At 49.8% G+C, this 18,850-nt stretch carries 12 protein-coding genes and 1 pseudogene; 3 read left to right on the top strand and 10 right to left on the bottom strand.

Annotation, left to right across the window (positions count from 1 at the left end; translation table 11 throughout):
• Positions 1-11: 11 nt before the first annotated feature.
• Genes V6C11_RS02520 through V6C11_RS02510 form a run of 3 tightly spaced genes read right to left on the bottom strand, consistent with a single transcriptional unit; the run spans position 12 to position 3,334 of the window.
• The gene (locus tag V6C11_RS02520; RefSeq protein WP_333529504.1) at positions 12-728 is read right to left on the bottom strand and encodes a glutamate synthase; all 717 of its coding nucleotides are present in this window, start codon (positions 726-728) and stop codon (positions 12-14) included.
• Between the two features lie 12 nt (positions 729-740).
• On the bottom strand, positions 741-2,246 hold the full coding sequence (locus V6C11_RS02515; protein WP_333529503.1) for a glutamate synthase-related protein: 1,506 nt from the start codon (positions 2,244-2,246) through the stop codon (positions 741-743).
• Positions 2,246-3,334, bottom strand: coding sequence for a class II glutamine amidotransferase (locus tag V6C11_RS02510; protein WP_333529502.1), 1,089 nt, complete (start codon positions 3,332-3,334; stop codon positions 2,246-2,248). Before V6C11_RS02510 ends, V6C11_RS02515 begins: the two co-directional genes overlap by 1 nt.
• 425 nt (positions 3,335-3,759) lie before the next feature.
• Here V6C11_RS02510 and V6C11_RS02505 point away from each other — a divergent pair, with 425 nt between their 5' ends.
• From V6C11_RS02505 to V6C11_RS02495, 3 genes and pseudogenes are all read left to right on the top strand, one after another.
• Positions 3,760-5,850, top strand: coding sequence for a glutamine synthetase III family protein (locus V6C11_RS02505; RefSeq protein WP_333529501.1), 2,091 nt, complete (start codon positions 3,760-3,762; stop codon positions 5,848-5,850).
• A 120-nt stretch (positions 5,851-5,970) separates the two neighbouring features.
• A pseudogene (locus V6C11_RS02500) lies at positions 5,971-7,209 on the top strand (ammonium transporter); the annotation flags it as partial.
• A gap of 138 nt (positions 7,210-7,347) precedes the next feature.
• Positions 7,348-7,698 (top strand): P-II family nitrogen regulator, encoded by a 351-nt coding sequence (locus V6C11_RS02495; RefSeq protein WP_333529529.1) that lies wholly within the window; start codon positions 7,348-7,350, stop codon positions 7,696-7,698.
• A 139-nt stretch (positions 7,699-7,837) separates the two neighbouring features.
• On the opposite strand, the gene cydB is transcribed toward V6C11_RS02495, so the two are convergent.
• The 7 genes from cydB to polX all read right to left on the bottom strand — a co-directional run bounded on the left by cydB (position 7,838) and on the right by polX (position 18,771).
• Positions 7,838-8,842: a cytochrome d ubiquinol oxidase subunit II gene (cydB, locus tag V6C11_RS02490; RefSeq protein WP_333529500.1), complete on the bottom strand. Its 1,005-nt coding sequence runs from the start codon at positions 8,840-8,842 to the stop codon at positions 7,838-7,840.
• Positions 8,833-10,218 carry a cytochrome ubiquinol oxidase subunit I gene (locus V6C11_RS02485; RefSeq protein ID WP_333529499.1) on the bottom strand — a complete coding sequence of 462 codons (1,386 nt, stop codon included), beginning with the start codon at positions 10,216-10,218 and terminating at the stop codon, positions 8,833-8,835. The genes cydB and V6C11_RS02485 overlap by 10 nt, the downstream gene beginning before the upstream one ends.
• A gap of 269 nt (positions 10,219-10,487) precedes the next feature.
• Entirely contained in the window at positions 10,488-12,836 is a 2,349-nt protein-coding gene (locus tag V6C11_RS02480; protein WP_333529498.1) for an endonuclease MutS2, read from the bottom strand.
• A gap of 16 nt (positions 12,837-12,852) precedes the next feature.
• On the bottom strand, positions 12,853-15,396 hold the full coding sequence (locus V6C11_RS02475) for a DUF3656 domain-containing U32 family peptidase (protein WP_333529497.1): 2,544 nt from the start codon (positions 15,394-15,396) through the stop codon (positions 12,853-12,855).
• A gap of 100 nt (positions 15,397-15,496) precedes the next feature.
• Positions 15,497-16,450: an NGG1p interacting factor NIF3 gene (locus V6C11_RS02470; protein WP_333529496.1), complete on the bottom strand. Its 954-nt coding sequence runs from the start codon at positions 16,448-16,450 to the stop codon at positions 15,497-15,499.
• 38 nt (positions 16,451-16,488) lie between these two features.
• Positions 16,489-17,061 (bottom strand): DNA-3-methyladenine glycosylase, encoded by a 573-nt coding sequence (locus tag V6C11_RS02465; protein WP_333529495.1) that lies wholly within the window; start codon positions 17,059-17,061, stop codon positions 16,489-16,491.
• Positions 17,062-18,771, bottom strand: coding sequence for a DNA polymerase/3'-5' exonuclease PolX (polX, locus tag V6C11_RS02460; protein WP_333529494.1), 1,710 nt, complete (start codon positions 18,769-18,771; stop codon positions 17,062-17,064).
• Positions 18,772-18,850: the final 79 nt, after the last annotated feature.

Here is an 18,850-nt window from a genome sequence, read left to right as displayed (position 1 = left end):
TTTCCCCTCCTTTAATTTGCGGTATAAAGCTGCTGATACGGATTTTTGGCGTTTGGTTTTAAAACATAATAGCTATCTTTTATAAGGTCATCGGCAGCCACGCCAAAAAGAGAGCAAAACTCGGACAGCAGCGGCAGGATTTCGCTCATCTCCTCAGGCCCGGCGATTTCAGCCGTAACCTGCGCCGGTAATCCGGTAAGTTCCTTATTTGTGCGGATGAAAATGCGCCCTCCATGCATACCCGTGCCGGTGAAGTTGCCCACCGGGGTGTCCTCCGTGCCGATCCCCAGCACCACAATCAAACCTCCCGCCAGATACTCGCCGAGAAAGCTGCCGACTTTGCCGCCCACTACGATGACCGGCTTTCTGTCCTGATACTGCTTCATATGGATGCCGGTGCGATATCCGGCATCGTCCCGGACAAAGATACTGCCGCCCCGCATCGCATACCCCAAGGCGTCTCCGGCGTTGCCGTGGACAATGATTTTACCATTGTTCATCGTATCACCCACCGCATCCTGGGTGTTGCCCCGCACCTCAATGGTGGCTCCGTCCAGATAGGCCCCCAAGGCATTGCCCGGCGTACCGTGAATGGTAATGGTCTTATCCTTAAAGCCTCTGCCGATAAAACGCTGCCCGCAGCAATGGCTGATACAAACGTTGCCGACGGCAGTTTTGATTTGCTCGTTCAGTTGCTTGAAATCCATGTTTGCAGCAGATATATTCATCCGCCTACACCTCTACTCTCCCGCATACTTGATGCCCAAAATTTTAAGCTCCTTTTCGGTCAGTCCCACCCCGCGCAGCATGAGCCGGTTGCCCCGCAAGCTCTCGATGGAATTAATTCCCATGCCGCCCATCATCTCCTTGATTTCGTGCCGCCAGGCGGTCAGGAGATTTACCAGGCGCTTAGATCCGACTTGCGGATTCAGCCGTTTGACCAACTCCGGCACCTGGGTGGCAATGCCCCAGTTGCACTTACCCGTATGACAGCTCCGGCACAGGTGACAGCCGAGGGCTAAAAGTGCCGCCGTTGCGATATAAACTGCGTCCGCACCCAGGGCAATCGCCTTTACAATGTCGGCGCTGCTGCGGATACTGCCGCCCACCACCAGCGACACATTGTCCCGAATGCCCTCGTCGCGCAGACGCTTGTCAACGCTGGCCAGCGCCAGTTCGATGGGGATACCTACATGGTCCCGGATGCGCGTAGGTGCGGCTCCCGTACCGCCGCGAAAGCCGTCAATGGCGATGATGTCCGCACCGCTTCTGGCGATGCCGCTGGCGATGGCCGATACATTATGCACCGCCGCAATCTTGACGATTACCGGCTTTTGATAGTTGGTCACTTCCTTGAGTGAAAAGACCAGTTGGCGTAAATCCTCAATGGAGTAGATGTCGTGGTGGGGTGCGGGAGAAATTGCGTCGCCGCCCTCGGGGATCATGCGGGTGCGGGATACGTCGCCCACAATCTTGGTCCCCGGCAGATGTCCGCCGATCCCCGGCTTCGCCCCCTGCCCCATCTTGATCTCGATGGCTGCGCCGCTGTTTAGGTAATCGGGGTGAACGCCAAAACGTCCCGAGGCAACCTGCACAATGGTATTATTGCCAAAACGGTAAAAATCCTCATGCAGTCCGCCCTCGCCGGTGTTGTAAAGGATACCGAGTTGCTCCGCCGCCCTCGCCAGACTTTCATGTGCGTTATAGCTGATCGAACCGTAACTCATAGCGGAAAACATCACCGGCATCGAAAGGGTGAGATGAGGGGCAAGGTTGTTCACAATCCGGCCCTTGGGGTCCCGCTGAATCTGTTGCGGCTTTGCGCCAAGGAATACCTTGGTTTCCATCGGCTCACGCAGCGGGTCGATGGAGGGATTGGTCACCTGTGAGGCGTTGAGCAGGATTTTATCAAAATAAACCGGGTAATTTTCCGGATTGCCCATGCTGGAGAGCAGCACACCCCCGCTGCCCGCCTGACGGTAAAGCTCTTTGATCGTCTTGCCGCTCCAGTTGGCATTTTCCTTATAGGTGTGATCGCTTTTTACAATTTTGAGTGCCCGGGTGGGACAGAGGGACACGCAGCGATGGCAGTTGACACATTTGGCATCGTCACAGGCCATTTTGTTTGCCTCCGGCAAAAAGGCATGTGCCCCATTGGCACACTGGCGCTCACAGACTCGGCACACCATGCACCGCTCGAAATCCCGAACCACTTCGTAATCTGGATATAGAAAGTTAATCGCCATTACCGCTCACCTCCATTCACACGAACAATCACGGGTTGACCGCCGCCCGGCGACCATACCTTCGCCAAATTGGGTTCGATCATGCGGATCGCCGCTTCCTCGCTTGCGACGTAGACGATGTCGTCCTTTTCAGCAACCACCATGCTGCGCAGCTTGAGACGGTCGTTCAGCGCCATTAGGCCGCCTTCGAAGCCCACAAGGATGGAGAACGGGCCGGTAATCAGCTGCGCCGCAAAGACATTGCGCAGATATTCGCTGGTTTCCCGCTCCTCCGGCGGCATCGCTTCGATGGTCTGCCAGAAGGGTGCGGCGATCACCGAGGCAATTTCGTCAAAGGAAAGGCCTTTCCTCCGGTGCAGATAGTCCACGATATAGGTAATAACCTCGGTGTCAGTTTGTAACGTGCATTTGTAGCCGTACATTTCAATGGCGCGGCGGTTGGCATCGTAAGAGGAAATCTCGCCGTTATGCACCACCGCATAATCCAGCAACGCAAAGGGGTGCGCACCGCCCCACCAGCCCGGCGTGTTGGTGGGATAACGGCCGTGCGCCGTAAAGCAGTAGCCCTCGTATTCCTCCAGACGATAGAACCTGCCCACATCCTCGGGGTACCCCACCCCTTTGAATACGCCCATGTTCTTGCCGCCGGAAAAGATATACGCTCCGTTAATTGTTGTGTTGACCCGGAACACGCACCGGGCCACAAACTCCCGCTCGTCAAGCTGACTTTCGGCCAGTTTTGTGGGCAGCGGCGTTACAAAATAGCGCCAGATGAGCGGTTCATCCGTGATTTCCTTCATTCTTCTCGTGGGGATTTTGGACAGGTTGATGATATCAAAATGCCGCTCTAAAAATTCCTCACAGCTTTTTTTAGCTGCGGTATGCTCGTAAAAAATATGCAACGCATAATAATCCTTGTATTCAGGGTAGATGCCGTAAGCCGCAAAGCCGCCACCCAAGCCGTTGCTGCGGTCACGCATAACCGAAATGGACCGAATAATCGCCTCGCCGCTCATACGCTTGCCGGTTTTATCAATCAGTCCGGATATGGCACAGCCGGACGGTATTCTCACTTGACCTTCTTTCATGCTAAGACCCCCTAAAGCATACAAAAAGGCGCTCATTACATCATGCAAGCAGTCAAAACCGGAGCGACCCAGTTTTTTATCTGCTTAACGCATGATCTAATGAACGCCTTTGTTCAGTAAACAGCGTACAACTAAATCACCCCTCTGTCAATACCTGTTTTAAAGTTTATTTTTGCATCCAGCCCAAACCCTATTCCATCGAATGGTCGAATAAAAACGGGGTTTATTGCAGGCGGGAAATCGGCTTCCGGCAAATTTTCGAAAATGTTATTGACAAACTGCTCTCAGGCGAATATCATAAGCACAACCAACAAAGGCGTTGGGGACGAAAGATCCCCGGCGCCTTTGTTTTTTTTGTTTCAAAAATGATGTTGGCTGTCGGATGTAAGACCGCCGGGATTGAATGATTGTAAGGGGGAATTGTTGTGAAGGACATTCCGAATCTGTTTGGCAGTATGGTGTTTAACGACACGGTCATGCAGTCCAGATTACCCAAGGATACCTACAAGGCATTAAAAAAGACCATTGCCCAAGGTACTCATTTGGAACTGGATATCGCCAATGTGGTGGCCAACGCCATGAAGAATTGGGCTGTGGAAAAGGGTGCCACCCATTTCACCCATTGGTTCCAGCCCATGACCGGCATCACGGCCGAAAAGCATGACAGCTTTATCACCCCTGCGAAGGACGGGCGGGTGATCATGGAATTTTCGGGCAAGGAGCTTGTACGCGGCGAACCGGACGCTTCCAGCTTCCCCTCGGGTGGCTTGCGCGCAACCTTTGAGGCCAGAGGCTATACCGTTTGGGACACCACCTCCTACGCCTTTATCAAAGACGGGACACTCTGCATCCCTACCGCCTTCTGCTCCTACAGCGGCGAGGCCCTGGACAAAAAAACACCGCTGCTCCGCTCCATGGAGGCCCTCGACAAGCAGGCGCTGCGTATTCTTCGGCTGTTTGGCAACACAGAGGTGCGGCGGGTGATTACAACAGTTGGCCCGGAGCAGGAATACTTCCTCATTGATAAAGAGGTTTACTTAAAGCGCTCCGATTTGGTGTACACCGGTCGAACCCTGTTCGGCGCAAGGCCCCCCAAGGGTCAGGAGTTGGAGGACCACTATTTCGGCAGTCTCAAGCCCCGGGTAGCCGCCTTTATGCGGCATCTGGAGGAGGAACTGTGGAAGCTGGGGGTGTTGGCCAAGACCAAGCACAACGAAGTGGCCCCGGCCCAGCATGAACTGGCTCCGGTTTTCAGCACCACCAACATCGCTACCGACCACAACCAGTTAACCATGGAACTCTTGAAAAGCATCGCCAACCAGCACGGCCTTGCCTGCCTGCTCCATGAGAAGCCCTTTGCCGGGGTCAATGGCAGCGGCAAACACAACAACTGGTCAATCTCCACCGATGCAGGCACAAACTTACTGGAACCGGGTGAAACACCCTATGAGAACGCACAGTTTTTGCTCTTCCTCGTTGCGATCGTTAAGGCAGTGGACGAATATCAGGATTTGCTGCGGGTATCGGTGGCCGGTGCCGGAAATGACCATCGGCTGGGTGCCAATGAAGCGCCGCCCGCTATCGTATCCGTTTTCTTAGGCGACGAGCTAACCGAGATTCTGGAAGCGATTGAAACCGGCGCAGCTTATCAAGGCAGACAGAAGCTGGAGATGGAAATCGGCGCAACCGTGCTGCCCCACTTCCCGAAGGACACCACCGACCGCAACCGCACCTCGCCCTTTGCTTTTACCGGCAACAAGTTTGAGTTCCGTATGCTGGGCTCCACCTTTTCCATTGCCGGGCCGAACATTGTACTCAATACCGCCGTAGCCGAGGTGCTGCGAAAATTTGCGGATACCCTGGAAAGGGCGGAGAATTTCAAAGAGGGACTTACCGCACTGATTCAGCAGACCATCCGGGAACACAAGCGCATCATCTTCAACGGCAACAACTACGCCGCTGAATGGGTACAAGAAGCGGCGAGACGCGGCTTGTCCAACCTGAAAACCACCGTAGAGGCGTTGCCGGCTTTCGCAGCACCAAAGAGCGTGGAGGTTTTCACCCGCCATCAGGTCTTTACTGAAACCGAAATCCATGCGCGGTATGAGATTCTGCTGGAGGGCTACTGCAAGACATTGCACATCGAAGCGCTGGCCATGGCCGACATGGTGAAAAAGGAGATTATCCCTGCCTGTGTCGGCTATCAGGCTGAACTGGCACAGCTTCTTTGCCATAAGAAAGCGTGCGGCGCATATGACTGCACCTTGGAGGAACACCTGCTCGGCAAGATTTCCACGCTGTCCCTCTGTCTGCTTAAAAAGCTGGAGCTTCTGGAAACCGCCGCGTTGGAAACAAAATCCGAAAGCGATGCGCTGAACCTTGCGAAATTCTACCGGGGCAGCGTGTTTGGAGCCATGTCGGAGCTGCGGTTGGTGGTCGACGAGTTGGAAACGCTGATTGCCAAAAAGCATTGGCCGTTCCCGACCTATGCGGATATACTTTACAGCGTAAACTGATTTTTACTCGCAATCGTTTTACGATGCACAAGGGCGTGTGTTTTATTCGCAGGCATCTGAGAATGTCGGAATAAAATGCACGCCCATTATTTTATGCTCAATTTAATGGAGGGATTGATGATGGGAGACATGAACACAGGGGATATCACTTTTATCCTCATTTCAACGGTACTGGTATTTTTTATGACACCCGGTCTGGCACTGTTTTATGGTGGAATGGTCAAGCGCAAAAATGTTTTAAACACGATTATGTCCTCTTTCTTCATTTGCGGCCTGGCATCCGTTCTTTGGGTGGCCATTGGGTATTCCCTTTCATTCGGAAATGATACGGGCGGCTTGATCGGCGATTTGAACTGGGCATTCTTTCATGGGATTACCGGTGCGCCAAACCCAGATTATGCAGAAACCATCCCGCATACTCTTTTTGCTGCTTTTCAAATGATGTTTTCCATTATCACAGCAGCAATCATTACAGGATCGTTGGTTGAAAGAATGAAATTTTCAGCATTATTCGCTTTTATCGGCCTATGGCTCATCCTTGTATACTATCCTCTGGCTCATATGGTCTGGGGCGTTGGCGGCTTTATCAAGGGTCTTGGTGCTATTGATTTTGCGGGAGGAAATGTTGTTCACATCAGTTCCGGTGTCTCTGGACTTGTGGCAGCCATGCTCCTTGGGAAGAGAAACAGTTATGGCATAACATCCGGCGGGCCTAATAATATACCACTGGTATTTATCGGAGCTTCCATCCTCTGGATCGGCTGGTTCGGCTTTAATGCCGGCAGCGCACTGGGAAGCGGCGAACTGGCAGTACATGCTCTGATTACAACAAATACTTCAGCCGCGGCGGCATTGCTCTCATGGATGTTGATTGAAAAAATCAAAAGCGGCAAGCCGAGTTTGCTGGGGGCAGCAACCGGCGCTATTGTAGGTTTAGTAGCAATTACTCCGGGTGCAGGCTTCGTACCGATTTGGGCTTCCTTCATCATCGGAGCGGTTGCAAGCCCCTTATGCTTCTTTTCAATGAATTTCATGAAACCCAAGCTTGGCTATGACGATTCATTGGATGCCTTCGGATGCCATGGGATCGGTGGTATCTGGGGCGGCATTGCAACCGGATTATTTGCAAGCGGAAAAGTGAATGCCGCCTTAGTGGATAACGGTTTGATATTTGGCGAAACCAAGCTGATTGTGGCACAGCTGTTAGCCATGCTGATATCGATAGCGGTTGCCGCCATAGGGACAATCGTTATATTATATGGGATTAAGGCGATACTGAAAGTCCTTCGAGTTTCTTCACAGGAAGAAGCGCAGGGGCTCGATGTGACACAGCATGGAGAATCGGCGTATTCTGATTTTGCCATTACGACACCCATTCCGGAAACGGAACATGGTCTTGCTGCGATCTCTTCTGTTAAAACGCATGTGTCCGCGTCCGCCCCGGTTGCACCGGAGGTTGCTATCCCTGTGGTGAATAAAGCGCACCCCGGTGCGAAAATGACGAAGGTTACAATTATCATAAACCCGTATCAATTCCCAACACTCCAAGCCTCCTTGGAAAAAATGGGCATTACCGGCCTGACGGTTACAAATGTCCTCGGTTGCGGCATGCAGAAGGGACACACGGAATACTACCGCGGCGCACCGGTCAAAACAAAACTCTTACCCAAGGTACAGGTTGACATCGTCGTGTGCAAGATTCCAACGGAAACCTTTGTCGACACAGTCAAGGAGGCGCTATATACAGGCCATGTCGGTGACGGAAAAATCTTCATTTACGATGTAGAAAATGTCATCAAAATACGCACAGGCGAGGAAGGTTATGACGCTTTACAAGATGAAGAATAACTGCGAATTTCCCTTATAATGCGAGTTAATCTCTCAAAACCTTAGAAAAAGGTCCGGCCTCCTGTCCAAAGACAGGAAGCCGGACCTTTCTCGCTATTTTAGATTTTAATGCCAGACCCATGGCCCTCTCGGCTGACGGCTAATAATGCAAATGACTCTTGGTCACTCTTTCCCGAAATACCCAATAGGTCCAGCCTTGGTAGATCAAGACAATGGGAACCATGGTGAGGGCGATGATCGCCATTATTTTTAAGGTATAGGGGCTGGAGGAAGCATTATAAATGGTTAGACTCCAGGCCGGGTCCAGACTGGAAACCATGACCCTGGGAAACAGTCCCCAAAACATTGAAATTGTAAAGAAAACAATGGTCAAACCGTTAAAGATAAAGGCCCAGCCCTCTCTTCCTTTACGCAGAACCAGCAATGCCACCACCATAAATAGGGCCGACAATAGGAATGCACCGCTGGCACCTGGCTTGGCAAAAAGATCGGTTTTATAATGGGTCAGGACCGCCAGCCCCAATAGCACAGGAATAGCGGATAGACCTACTTTAACGGCTGCGGCATGTGCCCGCTGCCGAACCTGGCCACTTGTTTTAAGAGAGAGAAAAAGGGCACCATGCAGTGTAAATATCAGCAAAGTTGTTAGCCCGCCCACTAGGGTATAGGGACTGAGTAAGTCAAAGAAACTACCGACATACTGCATTTTACCATCAATGGGAACACCCTGCAGTAAATTAGTAATCGCTACGCCCCATAACAGTGCTGAAACAATACTGCCAAAAAAGATCATCCAATCCCAAAATTTTCGCCAAACCGGATTGGTGTCGCTGCTGCGAAATTCAAAGGCCACACCCCTTAGAATCAGGGCCACCAGAATTAAAAATAAGGCTAAATAAAAACCACTGAATAAAGTAGCATACCAGTTGGGAAAGGCTGCAAAGGAAGCTCCGCCGGCTGTAAGCAACCAAACTTCATTGCCATCCCAAACCGGACCGATGCTGTTAATGACAATTCGTCTTTCGTCATCGTTCTTTCCTAGAAAGGGTAAAAGTATGCCCACCCCGTAATCAAAGCCCTCCAGAAAGAAGAAACCAATAAATAAGACTGTAACTAGAATAAACCATAGGATATTTAGGTCCATAGGGACACCCCCTTATCGGTTATATCTAATTTAGTCTGAACAGGTTGTTCAGGTCCTTGCTTGATGAATTTCAAAATCAGATACAGGGCCGCCAGGGCTAAGACCCCATAAATTAACGTAAAACCAATTAAGGTGATGAGAATTTCCCCGGCAGAGACGGATGATGACACGCCGTTTTCTACCTTTTGTAATCCATAGACAACCCAGGGTTGACGGCCTGCCTCGGTCATATACCAGCCGGTGGAGTTAGCCAGGTAGGGTAAGGGAATGGACCAAAGCAGTGCCTTTAAAACCATTGGTTTAGACTCCAGGGTTCCCCGCCGCCAGAAATATAAGCTTACTAAGGCAACGAAGACCATCAGAGTACCAGCCCCAACCATAATACGAAAACTCCAAAATATGGGGGTAACCGGCGGTATGTAATTGCCCGGTCCGTACTGAACCTCTGCCTCTGCTTGCAATTCCTTTAACCCCTTGACCTCGCCGCTAAAGGTATTATAAGACATAAAACTTAACATTTTAGGAATGGCGATTTCAAAGGAATTCGTTTGGTTTTTCTCATCCACCACCGCCACCGCTACGAAGGGTGCCGGGTCAGCGGTTTCCCAGTGGGCCTCTGCTGCGGCCATCTTCATGGGTTGGGTTTTGACCAAATATTGTCCCTGCATGTGACCGACGGTGGTTACCAAAAACACGCTGATCAGTCCAAATATTAAGCCAATTTTAAAGGAGCGGCGAAAAATCTCTAAATCCCTTTTCTTCAATAAATAATAGGCACTGATCCCCATGACAAAAAATGCCCCGGTGACATAGCCACCTAAAACCGTATGAGGATACTGGTAAAAAATATGGGGATTGGTAATTAAGGCCAAGAAATCGGTCATCTCCGCTCTGCCATTACGCAGGGCATAACCCACCGGTGCCTGCATAAAGGAGTTGGCAATTAAAATCCACAGGGCCGATATACTACTGCCAATGGCCACCACCCAAATACTTAGGGCATGAAGTTTCTTAGGAAGCTTATCCCAGCCAAAAATCCAAATGCCGATAAAGGTAGATTCCAGAAAGAAGGCTAACAGTGCCTCAATGGCCAAGGGTGCACCAAAAATATCACCCACAAACCGAGAATACTCTGACCAGTTCATACCAAAATGAAATTCCTGAACGATGCCTGTGACTACACCCATGGCAAAGTTGATGAGAAAAAGTTTCCCCCAAAACTTTGTCATCTTCTTATAGGTTTCATCGCCCGTGCGAACATACATGGTTTGCATAATGGCCACCAGCACGGAAAGTCCCAAGGTCAAAGGTACAAATAGAAAGTGGTAAATTGTTGTTATACCAAATTGCCACCTGGCCAGTAATAATTCATTCACGCTTACATCACCCCTGTTTTAGCTATCAGCCGCCAGCCATCCGCCTTCAGCTTTTTATCCTTCATCAGTTAGCCTTTGTGAATATGGGTTCCCGGTCTAAACTAAAAACGCATGACTGATAACCAACCGCCTCTTGTTTTAATTTCTATTATAGTAATAAGCCTTTGTATTGAAATAATTTTCCCGCTAATTTCATTCTTTTGTAAGCTACATTCAAGATATTGTTTATAAAAGGACAAAGGGACAGGTCATTTTGTCCCTTGTCCCTTTTATTTAAGTGTAACCACCGTCGCACCGGTACCGCCTTCGCCGGTTTCGCCAAGTCGGAAGGACTTAACTCTGGGGTGGTTTTTTAATTCTCTTTGGACGGCTGCCCGCAGGGCGCCGGTTCCTTTGCCGTGGATCAGTATAACGGAACTTAGACCGGCTAGGAAGGCGTCGTCCAGGTATTTTTCAATATCTAACATTGCTTCATCGGCAGTCATGCCCCTGAGGTCAAGGCTGGTTCCAATATGTTGGGCCTTATCCATCAATACCTGGCCTACTTTGCTTTGACCGGAGGTAACGGTAACTTCCTTTACCTTGCGCAATTCTCTAAGAGGTACAACCAGCTTCATGATACCCACCTGTACCTGGACATTACTGCCAGATACACCAACCACATAGGCCTTTTGGTTGTACTTAGGCAGAAAGACTTCCTCGCCTGGTTTAACCTCCTTGGGTATCTCGCCACTTCCGGTACGCTGCGGAGCCTTGGACGCCACTTTGTTTGTCACCTGCTGCAGCTTGCTGCGGGCCTGGTGGATTGCTTCTTCCCGGTTCTTGGCCCCCGCCTCGGCTAATCGTGACCTCAGCTCCTTCACCGTTTCTTCAGCCTCCAACCGAGACTGGCGAACCAAGCGGCTGGCCTCTTCATGGGCCTTTTCCAGGATGGTCTCTTTCTTTGCCCTCAGTTCTTGCTCCAAGGCACGGTATTTCTCTTTAAGCTGCTCGCTTTCCCTTCTTAAAGCAGTGGCTTCTTCCCGTTCCCTTTCAGCCAACTGTTGGGTTTTTTCCAGCTTGGAGATTAACTCAGCCACCTCTACCTGCTCAGTGGTGAGAAAATTTCTGGCACTTTCAATAATCCCCTGCCTCAGTCCCAGCCGGGCAGATATTTCAAAGGCATTGCTGCGGCCGGGACGACCAATCAATAAACGGTAGGTGGGCCGTAGAGTTTCCACATCAAATTCCACACTGGCATTTTCTACCCCCGGGGTTGTATAGGCATAATTCTTCAGTTCACTATAATGAGTGGTGGCCACGGTACAGGCACCCCGTCGATGCAGTTCCTCCAAAATTGCCCTGGCCAGAGCCGCCCCTTCGGTGGGATCCGTGCCGGCACCCAACTCATCCATCAGCACCAGCGAGCCCTCTCCGGCTTGCTCTAAAATCCGGACTAGATTCGTCATGTGGGAGGAAAAAGTACTTAGGGACTGTTCGATACTTTGTTCATCCCCAATATCAGCAAAGACCTGGTTAAAAATACCCATCTCAGTACCTGCCTCTGCCGGTATATGCAGACCAGCCTGGGTCATGAGGGTAAATAAACCCACGGTCTTTAACGTCACTGTTTTACCACCGGTATTGGGTCCGGTAATGACCAGGGTTTTAAAATGCTTCCCTAAAGAGATGGTAGCCGGTACCGCATCACCAGGCAGCAAAGGGTGCCGACCCTTGATGATATCAATAACCGTGCCATCCACAATCTTGGGGCTCCAAGCATTTAGTTTGAGGCTGTAACGGGCCTTAGCCAGGATAAAATCCAGTTCCCCTAAGGCACCTAAGGCAATGGAAATATCCTCATGCACAGCACTGACAGCCTGGGAAAGCTGACTTAAAATCCTAAGTATTTCTTGTTTTTCTGCAGCCATCAACTGACGCACCTGGTTGTTGGCTTCTACCACCGCCATTGGCTCCACAAAAAGGGTAGCACCACTGGCGGATTGGTCATGCACAATGCCGGGTATTTGATTGCGATATTCTTGCTTTACCGGCACCACATAACGATCACCCCGGATGGTGATAATGGGGTCCTGCAGGTATTTTTGATTTTCACTGGCCCGAATCAGGTTTTCCATCCGTTCCCTGACCTTGTTTTGGGAGCGTTGGATACCACGACGAAGCTGCAATAACTCCGGCGAGGCAGCATCAGCAATTTCCCCACCTGGTAATATGGAGGTTAGAATATCCTTCTCCAGTTGGGCTTGGTTGGTCAAGCCTTCTGCCAACTCTGACAAAAGAGGATATATGTCAAGTCTCTCACTAAAGAACTTCTTAATATGCCGTGAAGCTGCCAAGGTCTCACCCACGGCAAATAACTCCTCCGCTGAAAGTACAGCAAAGCGGGAAGCCCTGATTAAAGCTTGCCTAATATCATGCCAGCCGCTTAGCTCAGCCAGAGGTTCTAGCCTTAAAAGTTCTCGGCCTTCACTGGTTTCCGCCTGCCAACGCTTAATATCCAAAATATTTGTACTGGGAACTAATTCTTCAACCTTCTGTTTGCCAAGTTCAGATTGGGCATGGGCAGCTAATCGTTCTAGGACTTTATTAAATTCCAACCGCTTAATTGTTCGTTCCATCCAGTAAACTCCTTAATTAAATGACTCCTCTAAAATAATGACCTTTGGTAATGCCCGCTTGACTAAGTTGCTCCAAATCTTCCTTCGCTTCCTTGTCTTTGCGTTCATCTTTCAGACCATGTTTAAACCTCTCTAGGGCCTTGTGGTAATGGTTTACCGTTCTGGCCACGTAGCCGTGATCTTCTTTCTTGGCCTCGATGCGTAACACAGACACTCCCGCTGACAGGAGAGTAAATACATCCTCAATGACACACAAATCCTTGGCATTAAACAGATGCATCCGGCAGTACGGATCTACCTCCAGGGGAAATATTAAACCCAGCCGATCCTTTAAACCACAGCTCTGACGATTACAGGGACCGGAACATTTATTGGACAAGGTTAGGCCACCTAACACACTGCCAACTGGGCAGTGACGGGTATTCATCAGGGGCAAAGCCCCCTGTACTAAAACCTCCAGGGGTAAAGGAGTTGTTTTAGCTATCTCCTGGACCTGTTTCATGGTTAACTCCGGAGACAGTGTTAACCTCTGAACCCCTTGTTCCCGGTAGTAATGGATTGCTGCTGAATTAAAGCCATTGAGCGTAAAATCTCCGATCACAGGTTTGTCGGTATAATCTTTAATAATCTTTAACAAACCAAGATTACCCACCAAAATTCCAGCCAGAGGCAATTCCGAAATTCGCTCCAGTAGGGCAGTGAACCTTTTTAAATCATGATCATGCAGGATACGGGGCGAATTTAAGAACAGTGCTACCCCATTTTTGTGGCAAAATTCCAAGCCAGCCTTGATATCCCTTTCGGTAACAACACCCTTGGAGCGATAACTCTCCCCGCCGAAATAGACGATATTCGCTCCATAGCTGACAGCAGCTTCCAGCGAGGTGAGGTCCGTAACATTGACAGCCAGCAGTGGACTGGGTTTCGGAGGTTCTGTTTGTTTCAGAACTTTTAGGGCGCCCCCCAGTCGTTCCCGAAAGAGGTGCTCTGCCACACCGGGACGACGCTGGGCCTTTGCTCTTTTTTGTTCCAGATCCGTTAATACCCTGCGGCGCAGTTCGTTGATCTCACGCATGGGCAGCATAACGCTTTCCGCCAGATCCACCTCTAGCTCCCCTAAGGCGAAGGGAGTATTTCCTAAACGATCAAGCTGCTCCAACAAAAACTCCCTGGTCAAGGGACGTTTGATAGCCTCCTGACAGGCTTCGTCACTGTAGCCCTCCGAGGCAAAGCCTTGATTGTCCAGTACACTTAGGTGCATGGGTTCATTGACCCTGGCTCTAATTGAAAAATGCAAGGGAATTTTTCGTGTTTCCCTCGTGGAGGTAAAGGTCTCCCTGGCACTTTCCATAAGCTCAGCGTCATGGGTTTTAAAAACACGATCACCGATATGTATCTTCCCCGGTATCGCTAATCCCACCAGGGTACCTGCCTGGGCAGCCTCAATCTGTTTGCCGTTAACTAGAATATTATTTACTTCCACACCGCTGCGGCCACCCTCCGTGACCCATACTTCTACACCATCCCCTAAGCGCAGGGGTTCTTCTAAAAGTACTTCTACTGTGTTGTGTTTCTTGTTAAAACCCTTGACTCTCCCCAGACGTACACCGCGGTTGTTGGGGCGTTTGTAACTCATTAAATCGATGCCCGGGTTACCTAAGAAGTAGCCGGGACTGAAGTCACGGTTAAAGATCTGGGCCAAATCCCTGGCCTCTTTTTCCTTAATCTGATAAGTGTCTGCATCCTCGAGGGCACGATCAATCAGGTTGCGGTAGGTGCGGATCACAGTGGCCACATATTCCGGACGCTTCATACGGCCTTCTATTTTAAAGGAATTAATGCCCGCGGCAATTAGCTGAGGAATCAATTCACTGGTATTGATATCCCGGGGACTCAGCAGGTACTCTCCAATCTTAGAGGGGTCTGCCAGGTTCCTGCCCCGCTCATCTACCAACTGGTATTGCAGCCTGCAGGGTTGAGCACATTTGCCACGGTTACCGCTGCGACCGCCAATCATACTGGACATTAAGCATTGACCAGAGTAGCAGACACAGAGGGCCCCGTGGACAAAAACCTCCAGGTCAGCTCCGGTTTCTTTTTTTATCTTAGCAATTTCCTCTAACTCCATTTCCCGGGCCAAAACAATGCGGTCAAAGCCGCTTTGCTGCATTAGTTGTACCCCTGGTAAATTATGTACGGTCATTTGGGTGCTGGAATGCAGGGAAAGTTCGGGTATGACTTCCCTTGCCAGCCTGGCCAAGCCCAAATCTTGGACTATGACAGCATCCACGCCAGTATTATGCAGGAACTGAAGGAAGCCCAAGGCTTCCTCCAGTTCGTGGTTGGCCAATAGAATATTTACGGTAACATGGATTTTGACCCCGCGAACATGGGCATATTCCACCGCCCGGGCCATTTCTTGATTATCAAAATTGTTTGCAGAGTGCCTGGCGTTAAACAATTTACCACCTAAATATACTGCATCTGCACCATTTTGTACGGCAGCCACCAGAGCCTCCCAGCTTCCTGCCGGGGCCAGCAGCTCAGGTCCTTGGGTCATTGATGTTCCTCCTATTTAATAGCCGTCAGCCATCCGCTTTCAGTATCTTTGGCGAGGGCCATGGCCTCCTGTATTTTCATCCGTGATTTGCAACGATCGCCTATGAACGCTTAACACGGATTAGTCCTGAACAGGTTAGTATCTCCACACCCCGCTGCTCAATCATATCTAATATCAGATTCATGCCCAGGGAATCGCTGGCCATATGACCTGCAATAATGACGTTAACGTGGTTTTTCTCTGCTTCTTTACGATGCTTTTCGCTGATATGCATAACCACCAGGGTGCCGACACCGGCAACGGACAGTTTGCTATAGGCATCCTCGGAGCCACTGGTACCGCCGGTCATGTCCACAAATACTTTACCGGCACTGCGTTTCCTGGAACCTACCACGATGGTGGGTCCTGCTCCGGTTTTAACCGCTGCAGCATATTCGGGAATCTCCTTTAAGACCTTGACAATGTCACCCAGGGTTTCACAGTTATTTTCATCAATTTTCTTTTGCACATACTCCGTAACCATGTTGTCCGCCGGTGTATGGCAGCACATTAAGGGTATATCCAATAATCTTGCCGCATCTACGGCTCGATTGTGGTTAACGGGCATCAGACCCCGGCGAACTTCGCCAATACGGCCAGCCATAATTCCTTCGGCCACATTCACCGGCACTCCTAATTGGGCCAGCAAGTCTTCCTGTAAATGCATGACATCATATAGACCAGCCATGGCCTTTCCCTCCGGGTGGTGGGCCATAATCAGGTCAATCTTTTTACCCTTTTCTGCCAGCCTATCAGCCAGTATTACCTCTCCCACTTCCATGTCGATGCCAACTAAAATTCGCTTGACTTCCCGGTCCAACTCACCAAAAAGGACCCTGGTATCGGAATATGGGTTAAAGATCCGATCTTGATCAATTTCTTTTCTTTCGTCTTCTTTTAATTCATCAATTTTTTTCTTTTCTTTAGCCAATTGCTTTTGTACCACTTCGATGCCCCGTGGGTCATGATCAATCCCCATTTTAAGAATAAGATTATAAATCTCTTGTAATTTCAAATACACCTACTCCTCTCTTTTTGGCCTTTAGCCTTTAGCTATTTCTTTGAAATAAACTTACTTCCCCGAATATAAAAGCGCAGCGGCAGGTCTGCCCCTTCCTTAATGCCTATGCGTGTGGTGACATAGATATCCGGTGGTGGCTCCGGGGAGTCAGCGATAAATAAAGGGCCTGTAGTAAGGTCCGCTTTATTGTGCTCTTTGGTAATACCAAAGGCCTGGACCAACCTGGCCGGTCCGCCGCATAATTCATGGAGCCTGTCTCTGCCCCTGCGTTGCCTCATCCGTTCCAATCCCTCCAGGGGTTCCAAGGCCCGAATAAGCACCGCTTCCCCCACCCCTTCGGCAGCAGCAACAACATTAAAACAATAATGCATACCGTAAGTGAAGTAAACATAGGCATGACCCGGCGGGCCAAATATCGCACTGTTGCGGGGTGTCATACCCCGGAAACCGTGGCAGGCCGGGTCCCCCTGCAGGTAGGCCTCCGTTTCCACAATTCTGCCCACTGTAACCCCTTCCGGGCTGCTGTGAACCAATAGGGTTCCCAATAGTTCCTTTGCTACCAGGGTAGTATCCCTGGCATAAAATTCTCTTGGCAACGGTTGCATTTAATGCAGCACCTTTCGCAAATCTTCTAAGTTTAAGGTATTAATGACATCCTGTGGCTCCAGCCCAGCCCTGCGGGCCACGGCTACGCCATAGACCATGTCATCCAGACGCATAAGATCATGGGCATCTGTATTAATGCTTAGTTTAACTCCTAAATCCTTGGCCTGCTTGGCATAAACCTCGTTGATATCCAATCGATCCGGTGCAGAATTGATTTCTAAAATGGTTTGGGTCTTGGCAGCCGTTTCCAACAGTTCCTCCACATCTACGTCATAGGGCTCCCTTCTGCCTATCAGCCGGCCTGTCATATGAGCAATGATATCCACCTGCTCATTTTCCATGGCTTTGCTGATGCGGCGGGTAATTTCCTTTTTGCTCTGTCTAAAACCAGTGTGAATAGAACCAATAACCACATCCATTTGCTCCAGGATTTCGTCTGGATAGTCCAATTCACCATTTGGTAAAATATCCATTTCCACGCCGGTGAGCAGGGTAAAATCCTCTAGTTTTTTATTTTGTTCCCGAATAATCTGGTGCTGCTGTGCCAGTCTAGTGGGGTCAAGTCCATTGGCAATTTTTAAAGACTGTGAGTGGTCTGTAATGGCAGCATAGGAATACCCCTTTTCCCGGCACCTTTTTATGATATCAGCTATCTCCAGAGCAGAATCGCTCCAATTGGTATGTATATGAAGATCTCCCTTGATATCGGAAACCTCGATCAAGGATGGCAGACTTCCCTTAAGGGCTGCCTCCACTTCGCCGGAGCCCTTTCTAAGTTCTGGCGGGATATACTTCATACCCAGGGCCTGATAAAGATCTTCCTCATTGTTAATCCCCAGGAAATCCCCCTGTTCGGTACGAAGGCCATGATGATTAAGCTGCAGCCCAATACTGTCTGCAATTTCCTGTAACCTGGCATAGTGGTCCTTGGACCCGGTACTGCGATGCAATGTAAAAATAAATTCCTTTGGCGATACCACCTGCAAATCCACCGAAAGCCCCCACCAGGTGGACAAACGAATGCGATTGCTTTGCCGTTCAATTACTTCTTTCATCCTCGGGTGGCTGGCAAGGGCTGTCAATAATGGTGCCGGGTCTTCTGCAGCGGCCACAAGATCCAGATCCCCGACTGTTTCCTGCCAACGTCTGGTGCTGCCAGCCATCTTCACCCCAAGGGTGCCAGGTATTTTTTTGAGAAAATCAATTAACTCTGCCGCTAACTCCCTGGACACCGAAAGACGGATTCTACCCTGCCGGTTGCGAACCATCTCAATGCCGTTTAAAATATCCCACTCTAGCTTTGCGCTGAAGCCCTTTAGTTTACGTACCTGTCGGTTTTCAACTGCCTGTTTTAGTCCCTCTAAATCAGTTATACCCAGTTCCTGATAAAGGATTCTGGCTCGGTTAGAACCGATCCCCGGCAATTGTTTTATTTCCAAAACCCCCCGGGGAATTTGCCGTAATAACTCTTGGTGTTTCTTTAATTTACCTGTTTTAAGTATTTCCTTAATTTTTTCTTCTATGACCTTCCCTACACCGGGAATTTTCGTTAATAATCTTCGGCGATGTATTTCCTCAATAGGTTCCTCCAAACTTGCCATTGCTTCCGCCACCCGACGGTAGGCCCTTATTTTATAAAAATCCTCCCCCTGAATTTCCAACAGGTCAGCCAGCTCAGTAAAAATCCAGGCGATTTCTATGTTTTGCATAAAAACGCTCCGTTTCTTTGCTATTACCATATTTGGTTCACTTATACTATTCCCCAAATCTTAGGCCAAAAATAAAACT

The sequence above is a fragment of the Desulfotomaculum sp. 1211_IL3151 genome (assembly GCF_036763075.1).
Taxonomy (GTDB): Bacteria; Bacillota; Desulfotomaculia; order Desulfotomaculales; family Desulfotomaculaceae; genus Desulfotomaculum.
Note: the sequence above shows the minus strand (reverse complement) of the source record. Positions and strands in the feature narration are given on the sequence as shown.

Excerpts from the sequence above, each read along its gene's own strand:
- V6C11_RS02520 (WP_333529504.1), bottom strand. The coding sequence starts at position 728 with ATGAATATATCTGCTGCAAACATGGATTTCAAGCAACTGAACGAGCAA.
- V6C11_RS02515 (WP_333529503.1), bottom strand. The coding sequence starts at position 2,246 with ATGGCGATTAACTTTCTATATCCAGATTACGAAGTGGTTCGGGATTTC.
- V6C11_RS02510 (WP_333529502.1), bottom strand. The coding sequence starts at position 3,334 with ATGAAAGAAGGTCAAGTGAGAATACCGTCCGGCTGTGCCATATCCGGA.
- V6C11_RS02495 (WP_333529529.1), top strand. The coding sequence starts at position 7,348 with ATGACGAAGGTTACAATTATCATAAACCCGTATCAATTCCCAACACTC.
- cydB (WP_333529500.1), bottom strand. The coding sequence starts at position 8,842 with ATGGACCTAAATATCCTATGGTTTATTCTAGTTACAGTCTTATTTATT.
- V6C11_RS02480 (WP_333529498.1), bottom strand. The coding sequence starts at position 12,836 with ATGGAACGAACAATTAAGCGGTTGGAATTTAATAAAGTCCTAGAACGA.
- V6C11_RS02475 (WP_333529497.1), bottom strand. The coding sequence starts at position 15,396 with ATGACCCAAGGACCTGAGCTGCTGGCCCCGGCAGGAAGCTGGGAGGCT.
- V6C11_RS02465 (WP_333529495.1), bottom strand. The coding sequence starts at position 17,061 with ATGCAACCGTTGCCAAGAGAATTTTATGCCAGGGATACTACCCTGGTA.
- polX (WP_333529494.1), bottom strand. The coding sequence starts at position 18,771 with ATGCAAAACATAGAAATCGCCTGGATTTTTACTGAGCTGGCTGACCTG.